Source organism: Paraburkholderia sp. J76, assembly GCF_905220295.1.
Lineage (GTDB): Bacteria > Pseudomonadota > Gammaproteobacteria > Burkholderiales > Burkholderiaceae > Paraburkholderia.
This window is the reverse complement of record NZ_CAJMZJ010000004.1, coordinates 383,472-398,383: the sequence shown is the minus strand read 5'-3', so window position 1 is coordinate 398,383 and position 14,912 is coordinate 383,472. Positions and strand designations below refer to the sequence as shown.

11 protein-coding genes are annotated in these 14,912 nt (G+C 67.0%); 8 read left to right on the top strand and 3 right to left on the bottom strand.

From position 1 onward, the window contains the following. Window positions 1-26 precede the first annotated feature (26 nt). The gene (locus U5768_RS10935; RefSeq protein WP_322030398.1) at window positions 27-785 is read right to left on the bottom strand and encodes a class I SAM-dependent methyltransferase; all 759 of its coding nucleotides are present in this window, start codon (window positions 783-785) and stop codon (window positions 27-29) included. 82 nt (window positions 786-867) lie between these two features. Beyond that, a complete protein-coding gene (locus tag U5768_RS10930; protein WP_322030397.1) occupies window positions 868-2,037 on the bottom strand; it encodes a porin in 1,170 nt (389 codons plus the stop codon). Window positions 2,038-2,430: 393 nt separating this feature from the next. On the opposite strand from U5768_RS10930, the gene U5768_RS10925 reads away from it, so the two are divergent. From U5768_RS10925 to U5768_RS10890, 8 genes are all read left to right on the top strand, one after another. Next, window positions 2,431-3,699: an MFS transporter gene (locus U5768_RS10925; protein WP_322030396.1), complete on the top strand. Its 1,269-nt coding sequence runs from the start codon at window positions 2,431-2,433 to the stop codon at window positions 3,697-3,699. Window positions 3,700-3,730: 31 nt separating this feature from the next. Beyond that, complete coding sequence (locus U5768_RS10920; RefSeq protein ID WP_322030395.1) at window positions 3,731-6,148, top strand: glycoside hydrolase family 31 protein; 2,418 nt, start codon at window positions 3,731-3,733, stop codon at window positions 6,146-6,148. Window positions 6,149-6,360: 212 nt separating this feature from the next. After that, on the top strand, window positions 6,361-7,047 hold the full coding sequence (locus U5768_RS10915) for an HAD family phosphatase (protein WP_322030394.1): 687 nt from the start codon (window positions 6,361-6,363) through the stop codon (window positions 7,045-7,047). A 177-nt stretch (window positions 7,048-7,224) separates the two neighbouring features. Next, on the top strand, window positions 7,225-7,689 hold the full coding sequence (locus U5768_RS10910; protein WP_322030393.1) for a MarR family winged helix-turn-helix transcriptional regulator: 465 nt from the start codon (window positions 7,225-7,227) through the stop codon (window positions 7,687-7,689). 17 nt (window positions 7,690-7,706) lie between these two features. Next, complete coding sequence (locus U5768_RS10905; protein ID WP_322030392.1) at window positions 7,707-9,848, top strand: FUSC family protein; 2,142 nt, start codon at window positions 7,707-7,709, stop codon at window positions 9,846-9,848. Between the two features lie 37 nt (window positions 9,849-9,885). Then, on the top strand, window positions 9,886-10,095 hold the full coding sequence (locus U5768_RS10900) for a DUF1656 domain-containing protein (RefSeq protein WP_322030391.1): 210 nt from the start codon (window positions 9,886-9,888) through the stop codon (window positions 10,093-10,095). Between the two features lie 7 nt (window positions 10,096-10,102). Continuing rightward, on the top strand, window positions 10,103-11,080 hold the full coding sequence (locus U5768_RS10895) for an HlyD family secretion protein (RefSeq protein WP_322030390.1): 978 nt from the start codon (window positions 10,103-10,105) through the stop codon (window positions 11,078-11,080). Then, window positions 11,077-12,579, top strand: a complete 1,503-nt coding sequence (locus U5768_RS10890) for an efflux transporter outer membrane subunit (RefSeq protein ID WP_322030389.1) — start codon at window positions 11,077-11,079, stop codon at window positions 12,577-12,579. Before U5768_RS10895 ends, U5768_RS10890 begins: the two co-directional genes overlap by 4 nt. Window positions 12,580-12,615: 36 nt before the next feature. Here the strand turns inward: U5768_RS10890 and pbpC are convergent, their stop codons facing one another. Then, a complete protein-coding gene (gene pbpC, locus U5768_RS10885; RefSeq protein ID WP_322030481.1) occupies window positions 12,616-14,862 on the bottom strand; it encodes a penicillin-binding protein 1C in 2,247 nt (748 codons plus the stop codon). Window positions 14,863-14,912 lie beyond the last annotated feature (50 nt).

The window sequence follows — 14,912 nt, the reverse complement described above, 5'->3', positions numbered from 1 at the left end:
CAGCGCCGGGCGGCCGCCCGAAAAACTCACACGCGCCGCGCGCGCACGCAGATGAACGCCGGGGCCTGCGCCAGTTCCGCGTGCAGCGCCGGCGACACCGCCTTCATTTCCGGCTGCGGCACGGGCTCGAGTACGCGCTCGAGGGCCCAACCCGTTTCGATGAGCGCGTTGAAAATATCGGCAAGCGGGCGCCGGAACGCTTCCACCCACGGCTTCGGCTCGCCGAAGCCGCCCCAATGCAGGCCGAACCGCGTGGTCTCGAAGTAGGTGCGCGAACCGCGCGTGCGCGTGTCGATCCAGTCGCGCATGGGATGCGCCATGGAAAACACCAGCAGCGCGCCAGGGCGCGCCACGCTGTGAAATTCGCGAAACGTCGGCGCGAGGTGCTCGACATAGTCGAGCGCGAGCGAGCACACGATGCGGTCGACCGATGCGCCCGCGAGCCATTCGAGCGGCTGCGCGAGGTCGCCCTGCGCGATCTCGACCGCGAGACCCGCGCAACGCGTCCTGGCCAGTTCGACCATTGCCGGCGTGACGTCGAAGGCTTGTACGCGCGCGCCCTCGCCCGCCAGTTCCGCGCTCACGATGCCGGGCCCGCAGCCCGCATCGAGCACGTCGAGGCCCGCCACCGCGCCAAGCAGCGAGCGCGTGGCGGGCCGTTCGTAGAGCGCGTTGTGCGGCTTGACGGGAGCCTGCTCGGCGTAGCGGTCCGCGAACTGCGTGTAGCTCGCGCGGCCGGGAAGTTCGCTGGGCGTTGCGGCGGGGATCTTGTCGTCGGTGGACATGAGAGCGGTTTTGTGGCGATTGGGTGCGCTATTGTCCACCGTTTCGCTCGGGCGGACCACCGGCGGGACCTGCCCGGCCGGACTAGAACAGCACCGAAATGCCCGCCATGCCGACGAATTGCGCATTCGTCGAAGAAGGCGTCGCGTTCTGGGAGTCGCCCACGGTCGCCACTGCGCCTGCGATAGCGCCCGTGGCGCCGAGCGTCTGACCGTTTGCGCGCTGATACGCCTGCAACGCATAGAGCGTAGTGCGCTTCGAAAGATGCCACGACTCGCGCAGCGAGTATTGCTGGTAGCGCGCGGCGTTCGCGATGCCGTTCGCCTTCGCGGCCATGGTGTACGAGAACGCGCCCGCGAAGTCGAACGCCGGGGTCGCGCGCCATGCCGCCAGCGCGCCATAGGTGTTGAACACGGCGGTATTCGCGAACGCCGCGGTGCCTCCCGCCAGATACTGCACGTTGGTGTAGTTCAGGCCGAACGTGAAATCGCCCAGCGCGTAGTTGCCAGCGGCGGCGATGTTCTGCACCGCGCGCGCCGACGCATAGCCGCGATTCACCGCCGAAACGGCAAACGAGCCCGATGCGTTCGGATCGAAATTCGGCGTGCGGCCCGTGTTATTCAGGCGTAGATAACCGGCCGCGAGACTCAGCGGGCCCGACGTATAGCGCAGCGCGGCGCTGAGGCTTTGCCCCGCGCCGGGGCTGCCGGCTATGCCGCTGAATCCATACAGCAAGCTCGCGCTCACGCCCTTGAAGACCGGCGACGTATACGTGAGCGCATTGTTGATGCGCACCGTCGTGTCGAGGCCGTCAAAGTCGCCGGGGTGAGCGCCGGTCGCGCCCGTGAGCCAGTTGCTGGAGGCGAGCGGCCCGACGAAGAGCATATAGGGCGTGTACTGGCGTCCCATGGTCAAGGTGCCATAGGTGTCGTTGGCAAGCCCCACGTAGGCCTGACGGTTGAAAAGCAGCCCCGCCGACGACGCGGCGCCCGTGTTCGCGTCGAAGCCCGCCTGAAGATCGAAGATAGCGCGGGTGCCGCCGCCCAGCGCTTCGTTGCCGCGAAGTCCGAACTTGGAGGCGTAGAGGTTGCCTTGCCGCAGGGAGACGTTCGCGCGGCCGTTCTGGTTGTCGGCATAGCTGATCGCGTCGTCGACAACGCCGTATAGCGTCACGTTCGATTGCGCCTGAACGGGCGTCACCTCGCAGATGGCAGCCGCAAGCAGGAAGGCGCGCAGCGTGGCGTGCTTTTTCATCAGGTCTCCTTATGTTATTGGATAAATCGACCAACGGGTCGCAGGCCCCCTAATGTCATCCGACAACCGATATCATGAAAAGGCGAAGCCACATACACGGCGTCAAGCGCCCCTTCCTCGTCAGACGAGTCCTCCTTAACGGAAATGTGATTTCCCTCAAATTTAAGGAACATAAAGCGACCAGGGCGCGCGATGACGTCACCCACCTGGGCCGCGCATCTTGACACTCATCGGGCGCAAATTTAGCATCGTCCCATCCTTAGATGTGCGTCATCGTATAACTTAAGATAAGCACTCTGCATCGGTCGCCTGAGGAAACCCTATTAATTAGTACAGTGAACTGATTTCGGAGCGCAACGCAGCACGGCGCCCGGAACCGGGAGGAGACAAAACTTGAGAACAGTCAGAGGCCTGCGCTGGTGGATCATTGCCCTCGTTTGCGCGGGCACCATCCTGAACTACCTCGCACGCAATTCGTTGGCGGTGCTCGCGCCCGAACTGCGGCACGTGCTGAATTTCAGCACGCAGCAATATTCGTATATCGTCGCCGCGTTCCAGATTGGCTACACGATCATGCAGCCGGTGTGCGGCATCATCGTCGACCTGCTCGGGCTGCGCATCGGCTTCACGCTGTTCGCCGCATTGTGGTCCGCCGCGGGCGTCATGCACGGCTTCGCCACGGGCTGGGTAACGCTTGGCGCCATGCGCGGCCTGCTCGGCCTGTTCGAAGCCGCCGCCATTCCATCGGGCATGAAAGCCGTTGCGGAATGGTTTCCCGACCGGCAAAAGTCCGTGGCGGTCGGCTACTTCAACGCGGGCACGTCGCTCGGCGCCGTACTTGCGCCGCCCGTCGTCATTTTCTTTTCGCTGCGCTTTGGCTGGCAAACGGCCTTTGTCGTGACTGGCGCGGTCGGGTTCATCTGGGCCGCCGCGTGGTACGCGCTCTACCGCGCGCCCAGCGCTCATCCGCGCATCAGCGAAGGAGAGCGCGCGTTCATCATGGACGGACAACACCGGCCACAGGCGCAAGGCAAGGCGAGCACGCGCGAGGTCGTGACCTCGCGGCGATTCTGGGCGATCGCACTGCCGCGTTTCTTCGCGGAGCCGGCCTGGCAGACTTTCAGTTTCTGGATCCCGCTCTATCTGGCCACGGAACGCCATATGGACCTCAAGCAGATCGCCGCGTTCGCATGGCTGCCGTTCGTCGCCGCGGACCTGGGCGGCATTCTGGGCGGCTACCTCTCACCCTTCCTGATGCGCCATTTCCGTTTGCCGCTGCTGTGGTCGCGCGTGGCGGGCGTCGTGCTCGGCGCGTTCATGATGATCGGGCCTGCGTGCATCGGCCTCGTCGCCTCGCCGTATATGGCCATCGCGCTCTTTTGCGTCGGCGGCTTCGCCCACCAGATGATCTCGGCGCTCGTCAACACGCTCGCCGCCGACGTGTTCGATCCGCGCGAAGTCGGCACGGCAAGCGGCTTCGCGGGCATGGCCGCATGGATTGGCGGCTTGAGCTTCTCGCTCGTGGTCGGCGCGCTCGCCGACAAGGTGGGCTACGGCCCGCTGTTCGCGAGCCTCGGCGTATTCGACCTGATCGGCGCCGCGCTGCTCGTGTGGCTCATCCGCGGGCAGTCCCGCAGCAACTACAGGCTGGCGCGCGCATGACCGCGCACGACACGACAAACAAGGAATAACCATGACGACGCTCCTCCATCCCCCCAGCTTCAGGCTCGCGAAGCACGACGGGCACCACCTGCGCCTCGAAAGCGCGCAAGGCGCCACGATCGACGTGTTCGTGCTCGAAGAAGACATCGTGCGCGTACGCGTGTTGCCGGATGGCCGCGCGCATGGGCCGCGCACGTGGGCCATCGCGCCGGGGCTCGACGACGTTCCGTACGAAGGCCGGGACCGGCTCGATGCGACCGGCTTCGCGCTGCCTTCGTTCGGTCTCCTTTCGAATCCGGACGAGATCCGCGTCGAGACTTCACAGGTCCGTCTTACCATCGCACTGGCGGGCGGCCGCTGCACCTGGGAGATGTATCGCGACGGCCGATGGCACCGCGTGCTGGAGGACCGCGCGACGCAGGCCTATAACTTCGGCTGGTGGGACGAACGCGTCTACCATTACGTGCGCCGCCAGCCGGGCGAAATGTATCTGGGGCTAGGCGAACGCGCCGGTTCGCTCGACCGCGCGAACCAGAGCTACCGCATGACCAATGTCGATGCGATGGGCTACAGCGCGAAAACGACCGATCCGCTCTACAAGCACATTCCGTTTTACCTGACCTGGCAACGCGAAACGCGCCTTGGTTTCGGCCTCTTTTACGACACCCTCGCGGACTGCACCTTCGATATGGGCCGCGAGCTGGACAACTATCACGGCCCCTACCGCCACTTCGTTGCCGATCACGGCGATCTCGACTACTACTTCATCGCCTCGCCGCAAACGCCGCTTGCGGCCGTGCGGCGCTTCACGTGGCTCACGGGCCGCCCGGCGCTCATGCCGAAGTGGGGCCTCGGCTACTCGGGCTCGACCATGAGCTATACCGACGCGCCCGACGCGCAGCACCGCATGGGCGAATTCCTCGAGCGTTGCCGCGAGCACGATATGCTTTGCGATTCGTTTCACCTGTCCTCGGGCTATACGTCGATCGGTGCGAAGCGCTATGTGTTCAACTGGAATCACGACAAGTTTCCCGACATACCGCGCTTCGTTCAGGACTACCTGGAAAATGGCGTCAAGCTGTGCGCGAATATCAAACCGTGCTTGCTGCGCGATCATCCGGAGTTCGAGCAGGCCGCACGCGAGCGCTTGCTGATCGAGGACCGCAACGGCGAACCGGCGTGGGTGCAGTTTTGGGACGACGCGGGCGCGTATCTCGACTTCACGAACCCGGCCGCGGTGCGCTGGTGGAAAGCGCACGTGAAAGACACACTGCTGCGCCACGGCATCGCCGCTACGTGGAACGACAACAACGAGTTCGAGATCTGGTCGCCTGGCGCCATGGCCCACGGTTTCGGCACGCCGTGGCCCGCGCGCGAAACGAAGGTCCTGCAAACGTTGCTGATGATGCGCGCCTCGCGAGACGCACAGCGCGAGCACGCGCCCAATACGCGCCCCTTCCTCGTCTCGCGCTCCGGTGGCGTGGGTATGCATCGCTACGTGCAGACCTGGTCGGGCGACAACTCCACCTCCTGGGAAACGCTGCGCTACAACCTGAAAATGGGCCTGGGGCTGGCGCTTTCCGGCGTGTCGAACATCGGCCACGATATCGGCGGATTTTCGGGGCCCGCGCCCGAGCCGGAGCTGTTCCTGCGCTGGATACAGTTCGGCGTGTGGATGCCGCGCTTTTCCATTCACTCCTGGAACGACGACGGCACGGTCAACGAACCGTGGATGCACCCGCAGTGCACGTCCCAGGTTTCGGCGCTGCTCAAGCTGCGCTACCGGCTGCTGCCTTATCTGTACCAGTTGCTCTGGGACTCGACGATGCACTACGAGCCCGTGCTGCGCCCGACTTTCGCCGAGTTTCCCGACGACGCGCGCTGCTACGCCGAATGCGACGACATGATGGTCGGCGCTTCGCTGCTCGCGGCGCCCGTGGTCGAGCCGGGGCAAACCGAGCGCGAGGTGTGGCTTCCGGCCGGGGCGCGCTGGACCTGCTACTGGAGCGGCGAGCCATTCGAGGGCGGCCAGAGCGTGACGCTGCCCGCGCCGTGGGACCGGCCCGTCATGCTGGTGCGCGAAGGCAGCGTGATCGCGCTGAACGTCGCCGAGCAGCGGTTCGGGCATCGCGCCGACCGGCGCGCATTCATCGTCGTGCCTTTCGCGGGCGGCGAGCGCTTGTGCCGCCGCTACGTGGAAGACGACGGCGAAACCGAGGCGTGGCGGCACGGGGCGTTCGGCGAGTGGAGCGTCTGCGCGCAAGGCGACGCGAACACGCTCACGCTTGCCGTCGAGGCGACCGGGTCCATGCCTGGTGAGCACAGTTCAGCGGAAATCCTCTTGCCCGCAAGCGAAACGCGTAGCGTGGCCGCGGCCGCGGCCGCGGGCCGCATCGTCGCGGACGAACGCATGGGCGGCTGGCGCCGCATCGTCATCGAACCCCGTTGAGGCGATCCCATTGCGGGGGCGGCCCGCCATGGACCGCCCCGCCTGCCTCCGTCCTTTGCCCGCGAAAAGCCCGCACAAATGCGAGCCCGGTTATCATCGCGGTCTTGCGTGCGCAATCCCGCTGCGCGCCGCCCCTGGCGGCCGCGCAAACACGGGCAAACACGGGCAAGCACGCGCAATCGCAGGCAACTGAAAACAACCGCAGGCAACCGATGTCCTCCATCCCCTTCGACGCCATTCTCTTCGACTGCGACGGCGTTCTCGTCGACTCGGAACGCATTACGCACGTCGTGCTCACGCAGATGCTGGGCGAACTCGGCTGGACGCTCTCCGTGGACGAAGCCATGGGCATTTTCGTCGGCAAGGCCGTGAAAGACGAAGCCGCGCGCATCGAGGCGCATACCGGCTTCGCGATGACCGACGCCTGGCTCGAAGGCTTTCGCGCGCGCCGCAACGAGGCGCTGGAGCGCGATCTCGTCGAGATTCCGGGCGCGGGCGCGGCCGTGCGCGCGGTGCACGCGGCAATGAACGGGCGCATCGCCGTCGCCTCCGGGGCGGACAGGCGCAAGGTCGAGCTTCAACTGCGCAAGGTGAACCTGCTCGACTGCTTCGACGGACACATCTATAGCGGCCACGAAACGCCGCGCAGCAAGCCGCATCCCGACGTCTATCTCGCGGCGGCGGCCGGTCTGGGCGTGGAAGCGGGCCGCTGCGCCGTGATCGAGGACACGGTCACGGGCGCGCGAGCCGGCCTCGCCGCGGGCGCCACCGTGTTCGGCTACAGCCCGGCCGAGCCCGGCCATAGCAGCGCGCAGGCGCTGCGTGAAGTGGGCGTCGCGCAGGTGTTCACCGACATGGTCAAGCTACCTGGGCTGCTCGCGGGCTGGATTAATCGTTAAGCGCCTAAAGACAAACACCGCGAACCACTACCGCAAAGCGCCCGCACTGTTGGCCCCGCGCATCACCGCGCACCAGATAGAAAGCAGCCCTCCCGCGACTCGCCTACCATCCGAGTCGTGGCGCCGCGAAAGAGAAAGATAGTTTGCTATCGAATCGCTTTGGGCTATCATCCGCCGATGTCGAATCTTCATACCTTACGCCTTGCGGTCAGCAGCACGCTCGTCGTGGCGGCGCGCAAATGGCGGCGCACCACGCATGGCGCTCTCACCGCCTACAACGTTTCCGAAGCGTGCGCGGCGCCCCTTCTCACCGCCGGCCGCCTTGGCGAAGCCGTGCGCCAGGTGACGCTCGCGGAGCACGTGGGCATTGAAGGCCCTTCGCTCGTGCGCCTGCTCGACCAGCTTTGCGCCGCCGGCCTCGTGCGCCGCGACGAGGACCCCGAAGACCGCCGCGCCAAAACGATTTCGCTGACGCGCGAAGGCCACGCCGTGACCGAACGCATGGAGGACGAACTGCGCTCGCTGCGCGCGCGCGTGCTCAAGGGCGTGAGCCGCGCCGATCTCGAAGCGACGCTGCGCGTGCTCAATGCGTTCAATGCGGGCACGCCCGCAGATCAGGCTGACCGGGCCTTACACGACTGAAAGCACAAAGCGGACCCATGACCTACCCCTCCATCCGCGACTGGCTCTTTTCGGTCAAGACCTTCGCCGCGTCGATGCTCGCGCTTTATCTCGCGCTCGTTTTCCAGTTGCCGCGCCCCTACTGGGCGATGGCGAGCGTGTACATCGTTTCGAACCCCTTCGTGGGCGCCACGCGCTCGAAGGCGCTTTACCGCGCGCTCGGCACGGCGCTCGGCGCGGCCGCGGCGATCCTGCTCGTGCCGCCCTTTGTGGAAACACCGCTGCTTTTCAGCGCGATCGTCGCCACATGGACCGGCACGCTGCTCTATCTGGCGATCTCGGACCGCACCGCGCGCAGTTATGTGTTCATGCTCGCGGGCTACACCATGCCGCTCATCGCACTGCCCACCGTGACCGATCCCACCACGATCTTCGACGTGGCCATCGCGCGCACGCAGGAAATCACGCTCGGCATCATTTGCGCGAGCGTGGTGGGCAGCACCATTTTGCCGAGCCGCCTCGCCCCCACGCTGATCGAACGCGCCGACGCGTGGTTCCGCGACGCCGCCTGGTACGGCAGCGAAACGCTCTCGGGCCATATCGTGGGTAATGCGCTTTCGGCCTGCCGCCAGCGCATGGCGGCCGCGGTGAACCAGCTCGAATTCCTGCTGAGCCAGTTGAGCTACGACCATACGCACCCCGAAATCCTCGCGCGCGCCGAATCGCTGCGCGGGCGCATGCTGCTCTTTCTGCCGATGATTTCCGCGCTCGCCGATCCGCTCATCGCGCTGCGCCGCGACCTGCACGTGTGGCCCGAAGGCCTCGACGCTCTGCTGGACGATGCGGCCCGCTGGTTCGGCGAGCCGCTGCCCACGCGCGCGGCCGACATGCACGACGACATGGGCGACGCGACCGCGGACAGCCTGCGCAGGCGCATCGCGGCGCTGCAGCCCGCGCGCGACGCGCTCGCAAACTGGCAAGGCGCCTTGCTCTCCAACGCGCTCTGGCGCCTCGGCCAGGTGATCGACGTATGGCAGGACTGCCGCGCGCTGCGCGCGCTCATCGCGCACGAAGCGGGCGGCGACTGGCGGCCGCGCTATCGCCACTGGCGGCTGGGCGGCACGGAGCGCTTCTACGACCGCGGCCTCATGCTGTTCTCGTGCCTCGTGCCCGTGGGCGCGATTCTCGTGGCCTGCTGGCTGTGGGTGAGTTCGGGCTGGCACGACGGCGCGGGCGCGGTGACGCTCGCGGCCGTGGCCTGCTGCTTCTTCGCGGCCACCGACGAGCCCGCGCCCCTCGTTTTCCGGTTCTTCCTCGCCACGGCGGCAAGCGTGGTATTCGCGGGCCTGTACGTGTTCGTCGTGCTGCCCAAGGTGCACGATTTCGCCATGCTCGTGCTGCTGTTCGCGGGGCCCTTCATCCTGATCGGCACACTCATTCCACGCCCGGCGTTCAATATGGTGACGATGCTCGTGGCCGTGAACACGGCGACCTTCATCAGCGTGCAAAGCGCCTACGAGGCCGACTTCCTCGTGTTCCTCAACAGCAACATCGCCGGCGTGGCGGGCCTGCTGTTCGCCTACCTGTGGACGCGCGCAACACGCCCGTTCGGCGCCGAACTCGCGGCGAAGCGCCTGTTGCGATCGAGCTGGAGCGATGTCGCGCTCTCGGCCTCGCCCACGCCCATCGCGGATCAGCGCAATCTCACCTCGCGCATGCTCGACCGGCTCATGCAGATCATTCCGCGTCTCGCTGCCTCCGACGAGCATCGCCATCCGTCGGTCGAAAGCTTTCGCGACTTGCGCATCGCGCTCAATGCGCTCGATTTGCGCCGCTCGCTGCGCAGGCTCGACCGCGACGTGACCGATGCGATCGACCGCGTGCTCGCCGGCGTGAGCGACCACTACGCGCGTTGCGCGCGCGAAAGCGTGCGCCAGGAAGCGCCGCCCGCGCTGCGCGAGAACATCGACGACGCCATGCGCCGCGTCGCGGCTCACGCGCGCGCGCAACTGCCGCCCGCCGCCGCCACCGATGCCGACGCCGCTGCGCAACCCGCGCCGCGTGCGCTGGTTTCGCAGCGCTGGTTGAGCAACACGCTGCACGCGCTAGTGGGCATGCGGCTCGCGCTCTATCCGGCCATGTCGGCGCAGTCGCCGTCCAACCCGGAGGCCACGGTATGAGCGCGCAGCCCTTTTATCCTTTTTCGAAACCCGCATCATGATCGGCGAAATCGATATTTTTGGCGTGTTCGTGCCAGCCGTGCTTGTGTTGATGCTGATTGCGTACCTCATCAACGTCGTGATCGGCAAGGTGCTCACGCGCGTCGGCTTTTACCGGCTCGTGTGGCATCGTTCCATTTTCGATCTCGGCATTTATGTCTTTGTGCTGGCTGCCGTCGTCATCGTGTCGCATCGCTTCGTGAATTAACGCAAACGTGAAAAAAACCTGGTTCTCCGCAGGACAGATCCTGCTGACGCTCATCGTCGTCGTGGTCGCCGCCCTCGTGTTGTGGCGCATCGTCAACTACTACATGTTCTCGCCGTGGACGCGCGACGGCCGCGTGCGCGCCGACGTGATCCAGGTCGCGCCCGACGTGGGCGGCCTCATCACCGGCGTCAACGTCGTCGACAACCAGCAGGTCAAGCAGGGCCAGGTGCTGTTCGTGATCGACCAGGCGCGCTACACGCTCGCGCTGCGTCTCGCCCAGGCCGCGCTCGAGCAGCGCAAGGCCACGCTCGCGCAGGCAAAGCGCGAATACGCGCGCAATATCGCGCTAGGCAATCTCGTGGCGGCGGAATCGCTGGAAGAAAGCCGCACGCGCGTCGATCAAGGCGAAGCCGCGGCTGCCGACGCGCAGGTCCAGGTCGACACCGCAAAGCTCAATCTTCAGCGCACGACGATCGTGAGCCCCGTGGACGGCTATTTGAACGACCGCGCGCCGCGTGTTGGCGAGTACGTCACGGCGGGCCGCGCGGTGGTCGCCGTGGTGGACATGCATTCGTTCCGCGTGGACGGCTACTTCGAGGAAACGCGCCTGCACGGCATTCAGATCGGCCAACCCGTGGAGATCACGGTGATGGGCGAGTCGCGTCCGCTGCGCGGTCATGTGCAAAGCATCGTCGCGGCAATCGAGGACCGCGACCGCCAGGCGGCCCCGAACCTGCTGCCCAACGTGAATCCCGCGTTTAGCTGGGTGCGCCTTGCGCAGCGCATTCCGGTGCGCGTGGCGCTCGACGAAGTGCCCGCCGATTTCCGCATGATCGCGGGCCGCACGGCAACGGTGGCCGTGCGCACCGCTGCGGCCGACGACCGCGCGGCAACACGTGCGAACGGCGCGAACGGCGCAAGCGGCGCGGTCGCTTCAGAGCCGGCTTCGCAGCCCGCTTCACAGCCCGCCGGAGCTTCGCAATGACACGCCGCAGTCTCTGGCGCAGCGTTTGGCCCAACCTCGCCGTTACGCCGCTCACGCTCGCGCTGGGCGCGTGCATCACGCTCGGACCGGATTACCACGTGCCGCAGGAAGCCGCGATCAATGCACCGCTCGCGCAAGGACCGATCGAAGGCGCGGACCGTGCGCCCGTCTCGCAACAGGGCGTGCCCGCGAACTGGTGGCAACTCTACGACGACCCCACACTCAACGAACTCGTGCAGGAAGCGCTGGCGTCGAACGCGGACCTGCGCGTGGCGGCCGCCAATCTCGCGCGTTCGCGCGCGGCGGTCGACGTCGCCAACGCGCAGGGCGGTTTTTCGGGCAGCGCGCATGCCGCCGTCGAGCGCGCGCAGGTGTCGGGCGAGCAGTATCTGCTGTTCGAGAAGGTGCCCGTCGCGACTTTGGGCGATCTCGGCATTAACGTGTCGTACGAATTCGATCTGTTCGGCAAACTGCGGCGCGGCGTGGAAGCCGCGAACGCCGACGACGCGGCCGTGCAAGCCGCCGCCGATCTAGCGCGCATCACCGTGGTCGCCAACGTGGCGCAGGCTTACGTGGAATCGTGCTCGGCCGCCGAGGAACTGGAGATCGCGCAGGAATCGCTCAAGCTGCAGAAACAACGCGTGGCGCTCGCGAAACGGCTGCGCGACGCGGGCCGCGGCAACCAGCCCGATGTGACGCGCGGGCAAACCCAGGCCGACACGCTCGCCGCCGATATCCCGCGCTTCGAGGGACGCCGCCGCGTGGCCCAGTATCAGCTCGCCATGCTGCTCGCGCGCGCGCCCAAAGACCTGCCGCCCGCCGCGCTCGCGTGCAACCGCCTGCCCAGGCTCAAGCAGCCGATTCCCGTGGGCGACGGCGCCGCGCTTCTCAAGCGCCGCCCCGACGTGCGCGAGGCCGAGCGCCAGCTTGCGGCGTCGACGGCGCGCATCGGCGTGGCAGTCGCGCAGATGTACCCCGACATCACGTTCGGCGCGGGCGTGGGCACGATCGGCCTGACGAGCGATCTGTTCACCCCGGCGACCAACGCCTGGTCGTTCGGACCCCTGATCAACTGGACCTTCCCCGCCAACGGCCAGCGCGCCCGCGTGCGCGCAGCGGAGGCCGCGACGGGCGGCGCGCTAGCGCATTTCGACGGCGTGGTGCTCAACGCGCTGCGCGAAACGCAGTCGAGCCTCGCGACCTACGCCGCCGACGATCAGCGCGCCGATTCGCTGCGCACGGCCTACAAGTCCGCGCAGCAGTCGGCGGACGAAACGCATCGCCTCTATGCGGCGGGCCGCGAAGCGTTCCTCTCCGATCTCGACGCCACGCGCACGCTTACCAGCGCGCATGCGCAGGTGGCCGCAGCCGAAGGGCAGGTCGCGCTCGACCAGGTGCGCCTGTTCCTCGCGCTGGGCGGCGGCTGGGAAGGGAATCAGCAAACGCTGCGTCAGCAAGGGGCGCAAGGGGCCCAGGCCGAGCCTACGCCCGCGAATTAAACCGCTTCATGGTGCGTGGTTGCGTGGCGCCGTGGTTCAGTGCGCCATGCCGCCTTGCGCGGCGTCGGCGCGCATGGACTTCTGCGGCTTTGCCGTCGCGCCGCGTACCTCGAAGCGCACCGTATCGGTCACCTGCCCTCGCGCATCGACAAGTTCGAGCGTGTGCTTGCCCGGCCAGGGCAGCCACGCCACGCGCGCCGCGCCGCCCAATGCCTTGCCGTCCAGCCGCCAGTTCACGCGCGCGCTGGAACCCGTCGCGCGTTCGAACCAGACGCGCTGACGCTGCGCGGGAATGTCGGGATCGAGCGCGAAGATCGTGCCGTCCACGGGGCTGCCTATCTGCGCGGGCCCGCGCGCGAGATCGGCTGCATTCGACGCCAGGCCGACTAGCGGCGTAGCCGTTCCCGCGATGAACCACTCGTTGCGCGCAGGCTCCACGGCATCGGCGAACTGCACGCGCACGCGCTCGACGCCAGGCGGCGCGGCAGGCGCGACGCTCGGCACGCGCCAATGCAGATAGCCGACAACGGCGGCCCATACCGGCGCCGCGCCGCTCACGCCGGAAACGTCCCACATGGGCGAGCCATCGGCGTTGCCGACCCACACGCCCACCGTATAGCGCGACGTGAAGCCGACGGTCCAGTTGTCGCGCATGTCCTTGCTCGTGCCCGTCTTGACCGCGGAAAACATGCGCGTGTCGAGCGGACTGTCGAAATCGAAAGTTCGCGTGCGCGCATTGTTGTCGGCGAGCACGTCGGTGACGATGAACGCGGACTCGCGGCTGAATACGCGCTTCGTTGCGCTATTCGTTGCGCTATTCGAGGCGCTGTTCGATGCGGCCTTCGCGGGCGCAGGCACTTCGGCGATCGGGCTCGCCACGCCGCCGTTTGCCAGTGCGCGGTACGCATTCGTGAGCGTGACGAGGCTCACATCCGCGCTGCCCAGCGCGAGGCTGAAGCCGTAGTAATCGCCCGCTTGCGTGAGCGGCAGACCGAGCGCCGTGAGCGTCCTCGCGAAACGGTGCGGCGTGACCATCACGAGCGTACGCACGGCCGGCACGTTCAGCGACGAGCCGAGCGCGGTACGCACGCTCACCCAGCCCTTGAAGCCTTTGTCGTAGTTCTGCGGCATGTAGAGGCCGCCGCCTGCCGCGAGATCGAGCGGCGCGTCGTCGAGCAGCGAGGCGGTCGTCACGCGGCGCTCGTCGATGGCCTCGGCATAGAGAAACGGCTTGAGCGTCGAGCCCGCCTGGCGCAGCGCGAGCGCCGCATCGACCTCGCGCGCTTTCGACAGGCCTCCTGACGACCCGACCCACGCGAGAACTTCGCCCGTTGCGTTGTCGAGCACGACCACCGCGCCGTCCTGCACGTTGCGCGGGTGCGCGCGCGCATTGAGTTCGATGAGCGTGCGCGTGAGCGTGTCGCGCGCATAGCGTTGCAGGTTCGCGTCGAGCGTCGAGCGCACGCGCATGCCGGGCGCGGGATGCACGGCGTTCGCGATCTGGCGTGCGAAGTGCGGCGCAAGCTGCGGCGAGTCTTCGCTGCGGCTGTCGAACGAGGGATCGTCGGCGGCGATGGCCGGGCGCGCGAAGGCCATCTGCACGAAGGCGTCTAGATTCGGGCAGCCGCTATTGGCATTCGCGGCATTCGCGGCATTCGCGGCGTGCATGTCGCGCAGAATGCGGCACGCGCGCGCGGCGACCTTCGTATAAGGCGCATTGGGCGCGCGGATCAGCGCGGCGGCAACGGCCGATTCGCGTTCGTCGAGCCCCGATGGCGCCTTGCCCAACAACGTCTGCGAAAGCGCGGAAAGCCCTACCGTTTCGCCCCGAAACGGCACGAGGTTCAAATACGCTTCGAGAATCTGGTCCTTGCGCCAACTGCGTTCGAGCCGCAGCGCGTCCACGGCTTGCACGGCCTTTTGCGCGAGCGAGCGTTGGCCGGAATGCTTCGGGTCGTCGTCGAGCAGGCCCGTAAGCTGCATCGTGACCGTGGATGCGCCACGCGTGCGCGTATTCCACAGATTCCCCCACGCCGCCGCAGCCGCCCCGCGCCAGTCCACGCCGCTGTGTTCGTAGAATCGTTTGTCCTCCGAAACAACGATCGCCTCGCGTAGCGCAGGCGAGACATCGGCAAGCGCAATCCAGTCGCCGCGCCTCGCGCTGTGCTCCACGCGCGTGCGCTGCAGCGGCGTGCCGTCGCGCGCGAGCAGCACCCAGTCGGAGCTTTGCCACTGCCCGCGCACGTCGTCGAAAGCCGGCAGTGCGAACGCGGGCAGCGGCATCAGCACGACGCACAGCGCGGCAACGCCGAGCGCCTTCCTCGTGCGATGCC